14 protein-coding genes, 2 tRNA genes and 1 pseudogene are annotated in these 17016 nt (G+C 67.1%); 8 read left to right on the top strand and 9 right to left on the bottom strand.

What is annotated here, in order from left to right; genetic code table 11:
- Positions 1-90 precede the first annotated feature (90 nt).
- Positions 91-1212: a globin domain-containing protein gene (locus ABZ738_RS26800; RefSeq protein ID WP_131057683.1), complete on the bottom strand. Its 1122-nt coding sequence runs from the start codon at positions 1210-1212 to the stop codon at positions 91-93.
- 156 nt (positions 1213-1368) lie between these two features.
- Between ABZ738_RS26800 and ABZ738_RS26795 the strand changes: the two genes are divergently transcribed.
- Positions 1369-2139 carry a CPBP family intramembrane glutamic endopeptidase gene (locus ABZ738_RS26795; protein ID WP_131057684.1) on the top strand — a complete coding sequence of 257 codons (771 nt, stop codon included), beginning with the start codon at positions 1369-1371 and terminating at the stop codon, positions 2137-2139.
- Positions 2140-2311: 172 nt separating this feature from the next.
- Here the strand turns inward: ABZ738_RS26795 and ABZ738_RS26790 are convergent, their stop codons facing one another.
- Positions 2312-3454 (bottom strand): hypothetical protein, encoded by a 1143-nt coding sequence (locus tag ABZ738_RS26790; protein ID WP_357217569.1) that lies wholly within the window; start codon positions 3452-3454, stop codon positions 2312-2314.
- 867 nt (positions 3455-4321) lie between these two features.
- Here ABZ738_RS26790 and ABZ738_RS26785 point away from each other — a divergent pair.
- The 4 genes from ABZ738_RS26785 (at position 4322) to ABZ738_RS26770 (ending at position 5597) form a co-directional block, all read left to right on the top strand.
- A tRNA-Ser gene (locus tag ABZ738_RS26785) sits at positions 4322-4412 on the top strand.
- A gap of 35 nt (positions 4413-4447) precedes the next feature.
- Positions 4448-4520: transfer RNA gene (locus tag ABZ738_RS26780), tRNA-Arg, on the top strand.
- Between the two features lie 406 nt (positions 4521-4926).
- Complete coding sequence (locus ABZ738_RS26775; protein ID WP_357217566.1) at positions 4927-5283, top strand: hypothetical protein; 357 nt, start codon at positions 4927-4929, stop codon at positions 5281-5283.
- Positions 5256-5597 carry a hypothetical protein gene (locus ABZ738_RS26770; RefSeq protein WP_357217563.1) on the top strand — a complete coding sequence of 114 codons (342 nt, stop codon included), beginning with the start codon at positions 5256-5258 and terminating at the stop codon, positions 5595-5597. Before ABZ738_RS26775 ends, ABZ738_RS26770 begins: the two co-directional genes overlap by 28 nt.
- Before the next feature lie 54 nt (positions 5598-5651).
- On the opposite strand, the gene ABZ738_RS26765 is transcribed toward ABZ738_RS26770, so the two are convergent.
- The gene (locus ABZ738_RS26765; RefSeq protein ID WP_357217724.1) at positions 5652-7070 is read right to left on the bottom strand and encodes an OmpA family protein; all 1419 of its coding nucleotides are present in this window, start codon (positions 7068-7070) and stop codon (positions 5652-5654) included.
- A 363-nt stretch (positions 7071-7433) separates the two neighbouring features.
- Here ABZ738_RS26765 and ABZ738_RS26760 point away from each other — a divergent pair, with 363 nt between their 5' ends.
- Positions 7434-8669 carry a hypothetical protein gene (locus ABZ738_RS26760; RefSeq protein ID WP_357217560.1) on the top strand — a complete coding sequence of 412 codons (1236 nt, stop codon included), beginning with the start codon at positions 7434-7436 and terminating at the stop codon, positions 8667-8669.
- Positions 8670-9099: 430 nt separating this feature from the next.
- Here ABZ738_RS26760 and ABZ738_RS26755 read toward each other — a convergent pair whose 3' ends face one another.
- Entirely contained in the window at positions 9100-9309 is a 210-nt protein-coding gene (locus ABZ738_RS26755) for a DUF397 domain-containing protein (protein WP_357217557.1), read from the bottom strand.
- Between the two features lie 335 nt (positions 9310-9644).
- On the opposite strand from ABZ738_RS26755, the gene ABZ738_RS26750 reads away from it, so the two are divergent.
- Together ABZ738_RS26750 and ABZ738_RS26745 are read left to right on the top strand one after the other, a co-directional pair.
- Positions 9645-10538, top strand: coding sequence for a helix-turn-helix transcriptional regulator (locus ABZ738_RS26750; RefSeq protein ID WP_357217554.1), 894 nt, complete (start codon positions 9645-9647; stop codon positions 10536-10538).
- Positions 10539-11489: 951 nt separating this feature from the next.
- Positions 11490-11594 (top strand): annotated as a pseudogene (locus ABZ738_RS26745) (helix-turn-helix domain-containing protein); the annotation flags it as partial.
- A 118-nt stretch (positions 11595-11712) separates the two neighbouring features.
- Here the strand turns inward: ABZ738_RS26745 and ABZ738_RS26740 are convergent.
- From ABZ738_RS26740 to ABZ738_RS26720, 5 genes are all read right to left on the bottom strand, one after another.
- Positions 11713-12747, bottom strand: coding sequence for a methyltransferase domain-containing protein (locus tag ABZ738_RS26740; protein ID WP_357217551.1), 1035 nt, complete (start codon positions 12745-12747; stop codon positions 11713-11715).
- Between the two features lie 166 nt (positions 12748-12913).
- A complete protein-coding gene (locus ABZ738_RS26735) occupies positions 12914-13396 on the bottom strand; it encodes a DUF296 domain-containing protein (RefSeq protein ID WP_357217548.1) in 483 nt (160 codons plus the stop codon).
- Positions 13389-14468 carry an asparaginase gene (locus ABZ738_RS26730; RefSeq protein WP_357217545.1) on the bottom strand — a complete coding sequence of 360 codons (1080 nt, stop codon included), beginning with the start codon at positions 14466-14468 and terminating at the stop codon, positions 13389-13391. The genes ABZ738_RS26735 and ABZ738_RS26730 overlap by 8 nt, the downstream gene beginning before the upstream one ends.
- Before the next feature lie 79 nt (positions 14469-14547).
- Positions 14548-16104 carry a helix-turn-helix transcriptional regulator gene (locus tag ABZ738_RS26725; protein WP_357217542.1) on the bottom strand — a complete coding sequence of 519 codons (1557 nt, stop codon included), beginning with the start codon at positions 16102-16104 and terminating at the stop codon, positions 14548-14550.
- A gap of 21 nt (positions 16105-16125) precedes the next feature.
- On the bottom strand, positions 16126-17007 hold the full coding sequence (locus ABZ738_RS26720) for a thiopeptide-type bacteriocin biosynthesis protein (RefSeq protein ID WP_357217539.1): 882 nt from the start codon (positions 17005-17007) through the stop codon (positions 16126-16128).
- Positions 17008-17016 lie beyond the last annotated feature (9 nt).

The raw sequence follows: 17016 nt of genomic DNA, 5'->3' as shown, positions 1-17016 counted from the left end.
CGGGCGGTGCCGGTCCGCCCGATCAGGGAGGGCCGGGGCGCGTGCCCCAGGGGGCAGGGGCACGCGCCCCGGCTCGGGGGGAGAAAAGCTCTACAGGTTGCCGAAGGTGTCGTACCTGGTCTGCTGAGGCGGGACGTCGTCGGCGGCGAGCACCCGCAACGTCGACCGGACCATCGAGGCGGAGCCGGAGACGTAGCAGTCGTGCGCGGTCCACGGCCCGTAGCGGGCCACCACCTCGGAGATGTCACCCTGCTCGCCGTCGAAGTCAGGGTCGTCGCTGCACGCCGGCGTCACCGACAGCCACGGATGTGCCGCCACCAGCTCCCGCAACTGGTCGAGACCGTACAGGTCCGCCTCGGTACGGGCACCGTAGAAGACGTGCACCCAGCGTGCCCGGTTGTAGCCGGCCAACTCCTCCACCAGGGCCTTCACCGGCGCCAGCCCGACCCCACCGGCGACACAGAGGATGTCCCGCTCCGACGCGCGGTCCAACGTCATCGACCCCATCGGCGCGGCCACCCGCAGCAGGTCACCCGGCTTGATCCGGCGGACCAGCGCACCCGAGACCCAGCCGGCCGCCTCCGGCGGCGTACGCACGTGGAACTCCAGCACGTTGTCGTCGTTCGGAGCGTTCGCCACCGAGTACGTCCGCCACACCCGGGGATGGTGCCGGGGCGCCTCCACGCTGACGTACTGGCCGGCCTTCCAGGACAGCGGATGTTGCAACGCGCGGCAGGTGAAGACGGCGGTGTCCGAGCCGTACCGCCGGTGGGTCAGCACCTCCGCGTGCCAGAACGGCGGGTTGTCGTCCGCCGCCGCCCCGGCCAGCATCTTCTCGGCGATCGCCGCGTACGCGTCCCGCCACGCCTGGTCGTACTCCAGGTTCCAGCCGTCCCCGGCGGTGCTACGCAACGCGTCCAACAACGCGACACCCATCGTGTCGTAGTGCGCCGCGTCGACGTGGTACTTGCGGTGGTCCCTGCCCAGCGCCCGCAGGAACTCGTCGAACCCCTCCGGGTCGTCCACGGTGTGGATCGCCGCGATGATCGCTTCGAGGAGCCGGTCACCCTGCCCGGACATCTGCACCGGGAACAGCTTGCGCAGCTCCGGGTCGAGGAGAAAGACCCGCGCGTAGAAGTGGTCCGTCAACCGGGCCCGATCCTCCTCGACCAGGGCCCAGCTCTCCTTCAGCAGCCGCGCGAAGTTGTCCACCTGGGAGCGCTCCTTCTTCTGCCGGCGGGGATCGGGAACACCGATAGAATGTCCACGGAGCGTGCATGTGGGTCGCACAGAATGTGCGATCCGACGTGAGGCGCGCTCAGTGACACCCGGATGCCACCAGGGCAGACGGTCGGGCACAGTGGTGCGGTGACCGCAGAGCTGACCAGCCCGACGTCCCGTCGGACACTCGGCACCGAGACGATGCTCGTGCTCGGCCTCTCGCTCGGCCAGTCGGCCGTCTACGCCACCGTCTCGATCATCGCGAAGCTGACCGCCGAGGGCGGACTCTCCCGGCAGACCGCCGCGCTGAACACCTCCGCGTCGGCCCGGCCGTACCTCGACCTCACGTACCAGCTGCTCGGCATCGTCTTCGCGCTGCTGCCGGTGCTGCTCGCCGTACACCTGCTCACCCGCGACCCCGGCGACCCGGTACGCACCCTCGGCCTGGACGCCCGACGACCCTGGGCCGACATCGCCCAGGGAGCCGGGCTGGCGGCACTGATCGGGCTCCCCGGCCTGGTGCTGTTCTGGGCGGCAGCCCAACTCGGCATCAACGCCACCGTGGTGCCGGCCGCGCTGCCCGACCTCTGGTGGACCGTGCCGGTGCTGATCCTCGCCGCCTTCCAGAACTCGATCCTGGAAGAGGTGATCGTGGTCGGCTACCTGATGACCCGGCTACGGCAGCTCCAGTGGCGAGTCGGCGCGATCATCGCCACCAGCGCCCTTCTCCGTGCCTCCTACCACCTCTACCAGGGCTTCGGCGCGTTCATCGGCAACGCGGTCATGGGCGTCGTGTTCAGCCTCTTCTACCTGCGTACCCGCCGGGTGATGCCGTTGATCGTGGCGCACGCCCTGCTCGACATCTTCGCTTTCGTCGGCTACAGCCTGCTGCCCCGAGAATGGTTCGACTGGCTCTGACCGCGCAGACCCCGGCCCGGTGCCGGTCGCCGGTCGCGCTTCCGCTCCGACCGCGCAGGTCCCTGGCCCGGTGGCGGTCGCGCTCCCGGATGGTGGGGCTGGCCTCGGTCGGGGACGCGGGCGGCCGTTGGGCCCGGCAAGCCGTGGTCAGCGGGGGTCCGGCAGGCCGTGGTCAGCGACGTCGCGTCGGGCGATAGGCGGCGACCGCGCGGGAGGACAGCCGCTGCGCCGCCGCCGAGTCACCGACCGCCGCCGTCACCACCGCCGCGCCGGGCAGCAACCTGGACGCCCACCGCAACGCCAACCAGCCGCCCGCCTGCGCGGCCAGCGGCGCCGCCAGCCGCCAGGCCGCCTCGGCGGCCCGTGGCCCCGGCTGCTCGCCTGGCCCGTCCGCCGTCCGCGCCGCCGCCAGCGCCGACCGCGCACTCGCCTCGTCCGGATGCACCTGCGCCAACACCAGCAGCTCCACCGCCCGCTCCGGATCCGCCGGATCACGGCCGTACGCCGCAGCCAGGTGCAGCACCAGGCTCGCCTGCGTCCAGAGCACCGCCACCAACTCCACCACCGGCGCGAACACACCCGCCAGCGCGGCGGTCGCCCCGCCGACCCCCGCCTGCCGGACGAACCGTCGGTCGGCCAGCCGGGCCAGACCGTCGCCGTCCGCCTCCGGGTACCTCTGCCGCAGCCGCCGCGCCCACGCCGCCGCCCCCGGCCCGAGCGCCTCGACGGCCGTCAGGGCGAGCAGCTCCGGTGCGTAGCCCGGGTGCTCCAGCAACCGCGACACGAGCATCCGCAGATCCGGCGTACGCCCGACGAGCCCCGCTTCGATCGCGTCGAGCGGTGCTGGTTCTGGTGCGGTCTGCGGGCGCGGCTCGGGTGCGGTCGGGGTCGGCTTGCCCGGGGCCGGCTCGGGCCGGGTCGTCTCGACGGAGCCCGGCCGGCTCGGATCCGGCTCGGTCGGATCGCTCGGGTCGGCGCCGGTCTGTGCTGCGGCGTTCGGTGGCAGGGTCGGCTCGGCGGCGTTCGGTGTGGGGGGCGGCTCGACTGGGGTCGGCTCCGCGGCGTTCGGTGTGGGGGTAGGCCCGGCCAGGGTCGGTGTGGGGGTTGCCTCGGCCGGGGTCGGCTCAGTGGCCTGCTCTGCTGGGGAGGTGTCGGTGCGGGCCGAGGCGGTCTCCTCGGCCTGGGGCACGGCGTCGTCCGCTCCGACCACGGCGGCAGCTGTGATCCCACCGGCGGCGGTGACCCCGGTCGCCTTCGTCGCGGCCTTCCGGCCGGGTGCGGCCTTCGCCGCCGCCTTCCTCGCTGTCTTCTTCACCGGGGTGGCCTCGGCGGAAGCAGCCGCAGCCGGCGTGGCCTTTCTCGGCGTGGCCTTTCTGGCCGTCTTCCGGGCCGGAGCCGGCTGCGTCGCCGCAGTCGCAGTCGCGTCGTTCTGCCCATCGCTGCTCGACGGCGTTCCGGTCGCGTCGTGCTGCTCGGTCCTGTCCGAGGGCGTGTCCGTCGCGTCGTGCTGCCCGCTACCGGTCGACGGCCCGGCGGTCGCTGCCCCAGCGGCAGAGGAATCGGCGGGACCGGTGGCGCCCGATTCCGGCCCGGTCGGCTCAGGTCTCGATCGAGGTGCCTTCTTAGCGGCGGCCCTCCGACGCGACGGCGCAGGGGTGTCCGAAGACGCGCCGTCCGGACCGTCGGCTCCCCTTTGGGCCGGTTGGCTTCCCGCCGATGCTGGACCGGCCGCGGGTGCCGGTCCAGCATCGGCGGGGGGTGCCGGAGTGGCCGGAGGCGTGGGGGTGAACGGTGTCCTGGACGAAGCGGGACGAGTCTGACGGGGCGCCGGCTGTTCGGCAACGGGCGGCGGCTGGAAGATCAGACCCGGCGCGGGCTTCGCCTGACGAGGTCGACGCCCGCCCTCGTCCTCCTGCGGCTCCGCGTCGCTCGGGGGCGCCGGAGCCGGAGGCGCTGTGAACGTCGCCTTCGGCAAGCGGCGGCGCGCTTCCCGAGCAGGTTCCGGGTGGTCATGCTCGCGTGGCGACTCCTCCTGCATGTCGATGGAGCGTAGTCGCGATCACGGCGACGCACAGCGCAAGAATCCCCTCGCCGGTCTGCGGGGCGGCGGGTTCCGGTAGTCGCTTTGCCCCCGGACGGGCGGGGCCTGTATCCTCGGGCGCGGTGGTCTGCGGGCCACCAGGGAGACTTCGCCTAGTCTGGTCTATGGCGCCGCACTGCTAATGCGGTTGGGGTCTTAAAGCCCCTCCCGGGTTCGAATCCCGGAGTCTCCGCGCGAAGGCCGGGTGTGTAGACTGGCCGAGCACCAGCGCCCGTAGCTCAACGGATAGAGCATCTGACTACGGATCAGAAGGTTAGGGGTTCGAGTCCCTTCGGGCGCACAAGATCGACAAGGCCTTGACCTGCCATAACGGCGGTCAGGGCCTTGTCTGTTTCTGTCCATGAGGGACGGTTGGCTGCTCGGTGGCTGCTCGTGCGACGAGCATCCCCTGCGTGTCGGACTGTCCGGGGCCGTCCGGTCGGGTCCGTGCGAGTTTGACGATGCCGAAATTCTCCTTCCTCATTCAATCCACGAAATTTGATCGAATGCGTGGAGGGTGGGGTGGGGTGAGGGCGTGGTTCCGCATCTTGCCGTCGAGTTGGACCGGCGCGGCTTTGCGTTGCGGTGCGAGAAGATGGGCCTGGGGCCGCCAGCGATGACGACGACCTCGTCGAGCCCTGGGCGCATCCGGATCTGCCGATGAGTGGATATCCCCGGAGCCCGTTGAAGTGTCATGATCGCCAGCGATGAGTACCGGTGCGGATTCCGAACGTGTTCTCGGTGAGGCGCGTCAGCACCACCTGGCCCAGGTGAACGGTGTGCTTCGTCGCCCTGGCATGTACGGCAAGTACGAGATGGCTGAGCGGCTTCTGCTGGAGGCGATGGCCGCCGTGGACGGAAGCCTGGAGCGGTGGGCGACGGAGCGTGATGGGTTACGCGAACGCGACGCGTTCGTGGCGACCGGTGTCATGGGCGCCTACAGCTACATCCTGCCGGCAGATGCCTTGCGTGATGCCACGGCCTCCGTCTACGCCGAGATAGCCCATCGCCTCGGCTGGCTCGAGTTGGATCGGGCGTGTCGGAGGCAGAGTTTCAGCAGTTGAGCTCCGGCGTCAGCGGTTGGGTGACGGAGGATCGGACGCTGTCTGAGGTCATCGAGGCGTTCGGGCTCCCGTCGCTGTGGATCGGCGGAACCAACCCCATGTATTCCAAGACACTGGCCTACGCCATGGCAGATCCCGAGCATGACCTGATCTGCTTTCACCTATGGAATGCCTTCGCGAACACCACAAAGGGCACGGAGCTACGGGGCGTACATGCCGAACCGGTGGTTCTCGCCGCGCGTCATCGGCCAGGCACGTTTCCCGGCTCGTTCTCGTCCACCCCAGAAGGCTTGCACCGTAGGCCGCGTGACTGAAACTGTCACCTATCGGTGCAGCAGACCCGTCGCTTCGAGTTTTGGAGTGGGAGTTCAACACTTGACGCGGACGTTGGCCACCTGGTTGCCCGGTGCAATGGCATTTACTGTGTCGCCTTCGCCACGACTAGTGATTGTGTCGGGAGATACGCGCAGCTTAATCAGTTGATCTCGAACCGTTTTGGCTCGGGCATAGGACAATGTCACCTTAAGCTCGCTACTGCCGATTGAATCTGTCATGCCGATCACTTCGACGGTAAGCTTGCCGCTGTTGATCCGCTTCGCCAAAGCGCCGAGCGTCGCCTTGGCCTCTTCCGGGTCACGGAGAACAGCGGAGTCTGGATGGAAGCTGATCGCCTGGGTGGTCAGCGTGGTGTCGCTGCCGCAGGTCAGCGTTAAGCTCTGCTGCTCTGGCAAGCTTATAGTGGCAACGGCTGGCGCATCGACGGGCGCGTCACCACTGAGCGGTGTATCCAGGATCTGCACGCAGCTAGCCCCGGCGGACACCGCGATTTGGCGCCAGATGTCCACCAGGTTTCGCCGCTGCCGATCGTTCAGCGGCTGCTGGGGTGCCGCGACGTCACCAACGCCGACGAGGATAACCCCCCGGCCGGACAGCGGTGGTAGAAGCTCCTCGGACCGCAGGAAGCTGCTTACCTCGCTGGGACCAGCCTCCACAACGCCTGGTTTGACGAAATCGAGAGGCGCGACCGTCTGCAGGCCGGAGTCCATCAGGACGATCGTGCCGCGGTCTCCGACGGCTCGGGCGCCGATCGACAGCCCGGCGAGGACATCGGCCTCGGGTGCGATGGCGCGCAGACCTGCCAGCGATGCGTCCAGGTCGCTCAGCGTGTTCTTGACCTCAAGGTCGTGATTCCTGGCGGACTTCGCCGGTGTGATGCTCAGGGTGCCTGCCAGGGTCGGATGGCCGTCGAGTCGGATCAGGTAAATCTGCTCGCCTGCGGCGAGGTGGGCACTCAGCAACGACCGCACCTCGGCCGTCAATGTGGGTCGTGGGACGTTCGCGCGGGCGCCGACGACTAGGGCGACGGCTCCCGTACCGCTGGCAGCGCAGGTGGTCCCGGCTGGCCCAACTGAATCGTCAGGGCCTGAGGCATCAAAGAGAGAAATCGTTGACACTCTGACCGTAAACAGAGCAAAGACCAAGGCCGCAGCCAACAGGATGACGTTCCGCGTCTCCAGGCGCCCGGCCGGCCCATCCAGTGTGGGCCGTTCGAGCGGCTCGTCGCTGACTGGGTGTAAGAGCCTAGCTGAGGGAATAGTGCCGGCTGGCTGCTCGTTACGGCGACGCCGCAGCTCGCTCAGCGTCAGGTAAAGCGCCAAGCCACCGAACAGCGCGCCGACAACGCTCGCCACCTGGTCGGCGGTATCCAACCCGATCAGGTAGACACCTGCTACGACGGCGGCCAGAGTCGATCCGAATATCACGAGTCTGTTGCCATGCCGCTTCATCACCTGGTCATTATGGTCGCGAGCCGCAACGGCCTACGGATCAGAAGGCTAGGGGGGCGAGTCCCTTCGGGCGCACAAGATCGACAAGGCCGGACCTGCCGTAATGGCGGTCTGTTTTCGTCCATGAGGCATGGTTGGCTGCTCGTGCGTCGAGCATCCCCTGCGTGCCGGTTTGTCAGGCTGGCTCCTTTCGGTCCTCACTGGTTCGGCGGCACTTGGGGGCGGCGGCGACATCGTCGACGACTCGGCTGAGGCGCTGCCCCCGCTGCAGCGGCGACGGTGTTGGTGATGGGAGCATTCGGTCGGCCCACGGTGGAGGTTCCTCGGGAGCGTCAGTCAACGGCCGGGGAGTGAGTTCAATCGATGGAGGCGAGTTTGCCGCTTACGCACCTTCCGCTGTGGGATCCGATCTGGCGCAACTCCACGGAGTATGCGTCGCGTCTGAAGATCGCGCTCGCCCGAGCCCGCGACGTTCCAGACGACACGCTCGCGCGGACGCCCGTGGACGCCGTGGCTGATGTCATCGTGAACGAGTGCGCCGCCGCTTCCGTCACTGTTGATCATGAAGGGCTTTGGGTCGAGACACTCGAAACGCCGTCTCATGGGGGCAAGGAGCAGCTGGTCCGGCTGAACCTCTGTGTGATGGTCGATGGTGCGTCCAGTGCGCTCATGTCCCGTGGGGTTCTTTCTGGCGCGGACATCGAGGGTGACAAGCCTGCCAAGTGCTTCTCGACGATCGCTGAAGCGACCAACGAGGACATCGCTGACGCGATGGCTGATGCCGCCAGGTTTGGGGAGTACATCGAAGAGTTCCAAGGACTGCTTCGGGAGGCAGCGGCTGCCGCCAATGAGGAGGTTCAGCACCATCGGGCGGAAATGCGTGCGCAGGTGATGACCGCCATAGGCGCCCGTGCCCGTAGGGTGCGAGCAGTCCTCGCGACGGCCGACGCCTTGGGTATCCCGGTCGCCCCACGGTCGATGGAGCAACGCATCCCGTTGCAGCCCCGTGGGGTCACCGTCGCGCAACTCGACGCTGCCGTTGTGGCGGGGGCTCAGGAGTGGCACCTCGCCGAGCAGATCGCGGAGGACATCACTGTCACGATCATGTCCTTCACCGCTGCGCTCGAACGTCTCGTTCGCTCGGCAAGCAAGCTACTGCGGGAGGATGAGGAGACCATCCGGGACTTCCTCCTGTTCATCCTCAACGCGAACTATCAGGGGGCAGCGACCGGCGAGACGTTCCTTGGGCGTGGCAAGACGGACATCCTGCTGCGGTGGCGCGATCGAGATGCGTTTATCGGGGAGTGCAAAATCTGGCACGGCCCTTCCAAGTTCGTCGAGGCTGTCGATCAACTACTCGGTTACACCATCTGGCGCGACACCCGAATCGCCCTTATCTTGTTCATACGCGACCGGGCGGACACTAGCGCCGTGGTCGACAGTGCCGGGGCCTGTTTGGACCAACACTCACGGTTGCTGCAGGTCATCACTCCCGATGAGCCAACTCGCCGTCGCGATTATCTGCTCCATGCTGCCGGTGACCAGAAGCGCGTCATCAGGCTGTCCCTGCTTCCCGTCGTCCTTCCGCAACCATTTTGAGAAACGGGCGTTAGTGGCCGATCGCAACCTGTCTGGCAAAGCGATTCAGGAATGTGAGTGTGTTGGCATGCCGTTGAGCCTGCGGTCTTCACATTTTGATTCCTGGCCATGCGCGGGCCGCTGTTAGAGCTAGGGCGAGGTGAGGGCGCGCCGGGTAGGTCGAGCTGGTGGGCGGCAGACGTGTGCCGTCGTGTCGCCTATACCAGTGGCTTGGCTTTTCGTAGAGTCTCGTTAACAGGACGGGGCATGGGGCTGGGTGCTGTTCGTCGTGCATGGCATGTGCATGGGGCCGCTCGTGTGGGAGTAGGTCAAGGGTGACCGGTTAGGGCGGCGTAACGGTGCGGTCGGGTTCGGCGCCACCGGGTGTCGGCATGCCGACAGTGACGCCGAGGCCGTACGTCGGCGAGGCGGTCCGTAACCGCTGTGGCGGTTACTTGTATGGCAGCCGGACTGTGTTGTTTCCGAGGGCTCGGAGGAATGAACGCCAGGAATCGTCCGTGAATGACAGGGTCGTGTCGGGGTTCGCAGAGTTGCACACCTCGACGCTTGCGGGATAGCGGGACACGTCCACGCAATGGTCGTTTTGGCACCGGGAACTGCGACGGGTCCAGATGGGACAGTTGTTCCGGGACTCTTCCATTTTGTTGCTCCTGAAATCCGACGATGTGCATAGGGGCTGTTCATGAATGGCGACGCAACTATGGTGAGGATTCCCGTGAACGCCGTCGAGCAATCGGTACCGAGGCGACCGTCAAGCCGGCGACGATCTTCACGTACCGTCTCTGCGGGCGTCGCGCTATGTAAGCACGGTAGCAGGGGAGCGCCCACTTCGGCCATGAATGTCTGCCTCTTTCACCCGATCCCGCGTTCGATAGGCCCGTCTGATAGCTTATTGCCCTCAGCAGAGAGCCGAAGGCCCAAAGAAAATTGCTCAAGGCAGGGTTCTTTATTCATTTTGCCTTCTGCAGTTGCTGAGTGGAGGGCGTGGACGTGACGACGGGCGGGCATGGGCCGACCACGAATCGCAGGCGGCTGCGTCTCGTGCTGCGTCAGTTGCGACTCGAACGCGGACTCTCGCTGGAGGACGTGCGCCAGGAGATGGACTGGTCGTTGTCGAAGGTGACGCGGATCGAGAACGGGTCGGTCAGTATCTCCGTCAACGACCTCCGTGCATTGCTGGACTTCTACCAGGTGCACGACACCAGCCAGGCACGCGACCTGCTGGGCTTGGCGAGGTTGGCGCGCAAGCGTCATTGGGCTGCCGAGTACCGCGAGTTCGTCTCACCGTCGTACATGGACTTCCTCGGCTACGAAGACGACTCGTGGCGCATCAGCCAGTACCACCCCTTCCTCATTCCTGGGTTGCTGCAGACCGAGCAGTACGCCCAACTGGTGGTGGCGATTGGGCCGCAGATCCGTGGCGACCAAGCCGCCGCGCAGGCGCGTGTGCAGTTGCGTCTGGCCCGTCAGGCGCGCGTCTTCGGCCAACCGCACCGTGAGGTGCGGATCGTCCTGGACGAACGCGCCCTCAAGTTCGTGGAGAACACCCAGCTCATGCTGGAGCAGGTCGAACACATCCTGTTCCGGCTTCCGGAACATCTGCATCCCGTGGTCCTCAAGCGGGACACTGCGGCCAACTCCGCTCTTGTCGGCCCATTCTCCCTGCATGAGTTCGAGTGGGACGTGGACCCGGACGTCGTCTACCTCGACAACCTGCCGGACGACGTCGCCCTCGTCGAGGACGAGACGGCGGTCGCTGGCTACAAGGCCTCCTTCGAGGACCTGTACCGCCAGGCGGCGAAGGGCGACGACGCCCGGCGGCTGCTTGAAGGGATCCGTGACGCCCTACGGGAACAGGCACCCGCCTAGCCCTTCCGCGAGCGGCGCGGACGTGGCACCTCCACAGATGCCCCAACGGGATGCGGTTCGCCCTGGTACGCCAACTGAAGGATCGGCGCGGTAGGCGAACGGATCTCCGTAACGAGTACCCGTTCCGACCCCACCAGTCTGCCGATGGCTGCGACCAGCAGTCCTAGCAGGCAGGCATCCGCCATGCCACCGCCCTGCTGACCGACGAGCACCGCCACGGTGACGACGGTTCCCAGCAAGGCACACCTGCCTCCGTGGCCGGCTGGGGTTCCGATCCACCTTCCTGGCCCCGCGCCGTCCACCGCCACCACGGACACCACCGGTGTCGCCGGCGTCGGGCTCGTCGCGGCCGAACGGCCCGTCGTCATCTTGTACGAACGCACCATGGGTGCGCTCCTCCTTGTCTGTAAGGGGTAAGCAAGGTGCGGGATGCACATGCTGTCCGCAACTCCCAGGTAGCCCAAGGCGATCGGACTTGTGCAAAGTTACGCCCTGCAGGTTCTGTCACCCCTCACGACACGCGGACAGTCACACGGTCATCGCGGAGCGGCATCGCCGGCTCCTTGGCTTCACCGCGTTCGATCGTGAAGAACATTCGGAACTGGGGTGCATGGGCGTCATGCCGCCGCTACCTAGGCAGGGTGGGGTTGCCCGGTCAGTTCGGTAGAGCAGCGTGCAGGCGCCGCGGAGAGGCCGCCCCATACGGTGCCTGCAGACATCTACCGACTTTGGCCAAACCGGGGTACCGCGAAAACGTGACGTGGTGGATCGGTTGAGGTTCGGTCGAACGAGCAACTCCCTCGTCCGTCGCTTCGCGCTGACGGCACCGGCAGCTTCTCCAGCCGCCAGTCGGCCAGCTCGACCCGTGCTTGCTGTGCCGCTGTGTCGGCTCCGCCTGAAACCGACCCCGTGGTTCCGGTTGAATTTGGCCCCTTCCGGAAGCACCGGGAGGTGCCGAGCGTGGAGGACTGGGCGGAGATCCGTCGGTTGCACCGGGCGGAGGGGATGGCGATCAAGGCCACCTGTCGTCGGCTGGGGATATCGCGGAACACGGTGAGTGAGGTAGGCCGCCTTGCGCTGTAGGTGGAGCCAGGGATTCGTGCGAGCACGTGTAGTGAGCCATGCGGCGTCAGCGTGCACGGATCGGAACAGTTGCTGTGCGAGCGGGGGTCACTTACCGGCGCGGGGCCGTGATCCGCAAATCCCAGCCTGGAAGATCACTTTCGTCGTTGGGTAGAAGGCTTGCGTCGAACCAGGTGGCGTCGGGCCGTCCTGCTTGTTCCCATCGTTGTAGCCAGGTCCGTAGCGTGGTCAGGGATGGGGAGTCTGCGCTGTCGGCGAGGATGGTGCCATCGGTCAGGATCACGGCGGCGGAGGTTGCGGTGGTGTGTCCGATGCCCCGCCTGCCGTCGCCCAGAGCGGTGAGACTGCGTTGTGGCCCGCCGACGATGACGGTGTAGGCCGTCCATGACAGCCAGTCCAAGGGTGCGCGGTGATAGGTCTCCGTGTGGTCGGGGTCGAGCAGCAGGTTGAGCGCTGTGCGGGCGCCGGTGTGCTGCGGGTCGTCATCGTCGCGCCAGCCGATGGATATCCAGGCCAGGTGAGGTTGGTCGACGCGGTAGTCCACCCAGCGGGCGGGGATGGTCAGGGCGTCTTCCACGGCAGTGGCGGTGCTCTGGGCGTAGCCGCCGAAGGTCACCGTCTCGACGCGCGGTTGTCCCGTGGTGAGGGTGATGGTGGTGACCAGGGTGGTGGATGGTTGCGTGGCGATGGGTAGGCAGGCCACGATGCGTCCGTTTGGGGCGAGTTGGTCGACCCATGTTATGGGTAGCCGTGGGGGCGTGCACCAGGCCGCGATTCGCTGGTAGGGAGCGTGTGGTCGGTAGCCGATCATGCCGTCGGCGACGTGGCAGGTGATCGTGGTGACGCCGCGTTGGTGGTGCAGGCGGTTCGCCCATGTGACGAGGTGGTCGCTGATGTCGACGCTGGTCACACGCCCGGACGTGCCGGCTCGGGCGGCGAGGAGCGCGCCGGAGTATCCGGTGCCGGTGCCGATTTCCAGCACATGGTCACCTTCGCTGACCTCAAGGGCGATCACGTCTCGCTGGATGGCCTCCGGCGCGGACCGATGCAGGGTCTCACCGCGGTCCTTGTTATGGACGTAGTAGCGCTCAGGCACACCTCCGAGCAGCGAGTCGGCTGAGGCCACAGGACTCCTTCCATCACGGGCGGCGGTCTACCGTCAGCGAGCTCGCAGTTGGGTATGGCGGCGGTGACGATCCGCCCCGAGACGCCATAGATCACGAACTGGTTAGTGACATGGATCTGTCATTGAGGCTGGGCGATCGTGCCGCTGAGGGCGGACCGGGAGGCGCTCACGGGCGTTCAGTGCCGTGTTGTAGGCCGAAGCGCAGTTGTGGCACATCGTGCAGGTCGGGGTTAGAGACTCGATGCATCGCGGGTGAGCGGATTTCGATGACGAGCATTTCGGTGAGGAATTGGACGGTGGCGTCCAGGAGGTGGCTGGTGTGGGCGGTGGCGCTGTGTTCCTTCAGGCCGACGGTGATGTGGATGTGGGGGGTGATTGTTTGGGTGGTGTCGTCCCAGGCGATGGTGCCGCCGCCGAGGGCTTCGATGTTGGTCAGGTCGACGTGTGACCAGACGGGGGCGTCGGGGTTGTCGAGACGTTGGCAGGTGCCGACGATCTTCGCGGTGGACAGGCCGGCGATGAACATCGGGATGTAGCCCTGCTTGATGCGGTGGGTGCGGCAGGCGTCGGTGAGGGCGGTGAAGAAGTCGTCGCCGTGGTCGAAGACGACGCCGATCATGCGGCCGGGGGTGAGGTCGTGGCTATGCATCCGTCGTGCTCGTTTCCGTCGGTTGGTTGTCGGTGATGGGCCAGGGCCAGGCGGTGGGACCGGTGAGTCCACCTGCGGTGGTGATCGCCGTGGCGATGTCCTGTGGGTTCGCTGAGGCGTTGAGGAGGGCGCCTAGCAGGATGCGGGCTTTGTAGGGGTGCAGCCAGCCGGCGGGGATGAGGCCGCGTGTGATGAGGTCCTGTTCGGAGCCGGGGAAGCCGTAGGTGCGGGTGAGGGTCGGTCCGGCTGGGGCGCGGGAGGCGAGGACGACGGGGATTCGTCCGGCGAGGGTGCCGAGGGTGTCGACGAGGGGTTCGGGGACGTGGCCGACGCCGAAGCCGGCGATGACGAGGCCATCGACGCGGGCGCCGATGGCGTCGAGGACGGTGGGATCGTCGTCGAGGGTGACCGTGTGTAGGCCGACACGGGCGTGTTCGGCGAGGTGCGGTGGGGTGAGGGTAAGGCGGTGGGGGACTCGGGTCAGCATCCGGACGGTGCCTTCGAGGACGTAGCCGAGAGGGCCTGTATCCAGGGAGCGGAAGGTGTCGCCGCTGGTGGAGTGAGTTTTGGTGACCCATCGGGCGGCGTGGACTTCGTCGGCGAAGACGACGAGGCAGCCCTGTTCTCGTGCGTGTGTCGATGCGGCGGTGTGGATGGCGGAGAGGATGTTGGCGGGTCCATCGGCGCCGGCGAGGGTGGGGTTACGCATCGCGCCGGTGACCACAAGAGGTTCGGGCCGGTGGTGGAGTAGGTCGAGCAGGTAGGCGGTCTCCTCGATCGTGTCGGTGCCCTGGGTGACTACGACACCGTTCGCGCCGTTGGCCAGCGCATCGGCTGCGGCTGCGGCGAGTTCGGTGATGTCGGTAATGGTGAGGGACGCGCCGGGACGGCGCCGAAAGTCCACCACTTCGATTTCGATTCCGGCGTCGGCGAGCCCGGGGACGGCGTCGACGAGTTGCTGGGTGGAGAGAGCGGGGATCACGGCGCCGCCGGTGCTGCTGGTCATGGCGATGGTGCCGCCGAGCCCGAACACCACGACCCGTGGCGGGGGTGCGGTTGAGGTTGAGGACACCGGGCTCCTTCCAGGGCGCGCCGCTGCGGTGACGAAGACTGTGCTGGCCTGCGGCGATCGTGATGGTGGCGGGAGCCTATTACGGCAGGGAGCCGACGAAGCGACACGCCCGATCGGCGCCGTCGAGGGACAGCAGCCGGCTGCGCGGCTCGGCCAACCCGGCCAGACCGTAGTCACCGAGCTCGGCGCACCGGGTCCGCAGCCAGGTCCAGTTGAGGTTCAGGTAGTCGGCGAGGGCGTTCAGCCGCGAGGCGGAGGTGTCGGCGGTGATGACTGAGTGAGCACGTGCGTGCCCGGCGGCATCGCGGTACTCGGCTAGCGCGGATCGTTGGCCGGTGACGTCGACATGCCACACTCCGTCCGCGCGGATCCACGTGGCGACGATCGCGCGGCGTGAGGTGAGGGCGAGGCCGGGCAGCGCGGCGTACTCGGATTCGTCGGTGATCGCGACGTCGATGCCGAAGGACTCCATCAGCGCGACCGCTAGCAGCAGAAGGATCCGTTCTGACTCTGTCGATGCTTCCACGGCGGCCTGGGGGACGCAGAAGATCCTCGTGGCCTGCTGGGAGCTGGTGGTGAACCGTTCTGCGGTGGCTTCCAGGTACCGCAGTTTGTGGCTGAACAACAGCCAGGTACTGGCCTCTTCACCGGTCTGTTCCCGGGTCCAGTAGGTGGGGATCTCGGTGAGGTCGGTGGATTGGCGGCTGATGTGGTCGGCGCAGAACGCCGAGCCGAGCCACATCCGTGACACGGTCTCCAGGTCTGGTCCGACATCACCGCTGACAGCCGACCGGGTCAGGCGGCTGTACTCGGCTATGGCGGTGCGGGCAGCGTCGAGGCGGGCGTCGTCAAGCAGGAGCGACTGGTCCAGGTTCGCCACGGCCCACAGCACCGCTGCGGTGATCGCGTCGAGCTGGTACACACGCGGGATGAGCAGGCGAACACCGTCATCGATATCGACCAGCCGTTGAGACGCCTGGCGGGAGTCCAGAGCGAACAGGCGGTTGCTGGCGGACGTGGTGATCTGTCCGGCGACGAGCCGACGCTGAAGCGGACGTCGCCACTGCCGCTCGGCATCGGTCCTGGGAATCGTGGCGATGATCCGGCCGTCGTCGACGGCGGGGTACACCTCGACGTCGATAGGCACGCCGGGAAAGTACCGTCCACCCGGCGCGGCAAGGGTGCGTTCTACCCGGGGCTCCCGGGCCGCCGAGCCCAGCGCAGACGCGATCGTCGATGCAAGATCACCGCCCGGTGAATGGGCGGAGACGGCCCGGTGGCGAGCTGACACGAGGCCGGCATGAGACGTGGCACGATCCAGTGCCGTCTCGGCGGCTGCACCCCAGCGGACCCGCATCGCCGTCTCGGACCGTTCCCGCTGATATTCCGACTCAAGCTGGCGGTATGCGTCGTAGGCAGTGAGTAGGCGGCCCTCGGCGTTCAGAAGTGTGTCGCACTGCTGCCAGAAGACCCGGTCGACCACCTGCCGGCCGGCCTCCACGTTCGCCACCGTACTGCGGGTGCTGTGCACCTTCCGCGCGATGTCCTTCTGCATAAGACCACACGCCGTGCGTAGTTCGCGTAGCTCCCTGCCGAGCGCGTGTTTCGCGTCGTCAAGCTGTTGCGGGTCGATCATGACATTGGCCTTTCCCCGCGGTCAGCTGGTCCATCTGATTTCGCTCCGCTGAGGAGCGGCAGCGCATGCCGACTTGACGTCAGCTGACGATATCGGCGGACTCGACTGTTGTCCGGTACCACGGCTGCCTGGCAGGCACTCGTCGGCGTGGCCGAAGAGGGCTTCCGTGGCTGCTTGCGCGAGGGTGGCTTGGGCTGCGGCAGGTATCCCGATCCGGTTCCAGTGAAAGATCAGGTGTTCCACGATGACCGCGCGTAGTCCCCGAGTGAGCCTGCCTGTGTCGCGTAGCCCCCGAAGGGTGGTGCCGGTGCTCTCGAACCCGGTATGCCAGCTGTTGGGGGCGCGAGTCGAGCCGAGTAGCAGGTAGTGGACCTTCTCGGTGAATGCCCTCCACCTGTCCAGGTCAGGCGCGGGCCGCTGGCTGAGGTGATCGGCGCGACGTTGGGCGACTCGCGCCCAGACGTCGCCTTGTTCGTTGAGGTCGAGTCCTGCGGCGCGCATGAGTGCGGTGCAGAGGATGAGGGAGCGTTCGCGCCGGTCGGTGGGATGGCCGTGAAGGTAGGTCAGGAGGTGATGGCTGTCGTGGTGGAACAACGTGTGGGCTGCGTCCATCGCGTCGAGGCCGCCGAATGCGTGGGTCTCTGGCTCGTAGGTGTCGCTGGTCCAGACGACTCCGTCGGTGAGAAGGCGGTGTGAGGGATCTTCGGGCCAGTGGTGGGCGGTGGTGGGTAGGTAGCGGATGCGCCAGGGTCCTTTGCGGATGAACCACCACGCGCTGATCAAGCCGGCGGTCTCGGCGGCGGGCAGCACCCGGCGGAGATGAGGCACCGCCGCCTGCTCACGGTCGTGACGGCGGTGACCGGGGTAGTGGATGTTCACCTGTTTCCAGGCGATCTCGTCCATGACGGGCCT

It is taken from the genome of Micromonospora sp. NPDC047793 (assembly GCF_040642635.1).
Classification (GTDB): domain Bacteria; phylum Actinomycetota; class Actinomycetes; order Mycobacteriales; family Micromonosporaceae; genus Micromonospora.
The sequence above is the reverse complement of the archived record's forward strand: the minus strand, read 5'-3'. Positions and strand labels throughout refer to the sequence as shown.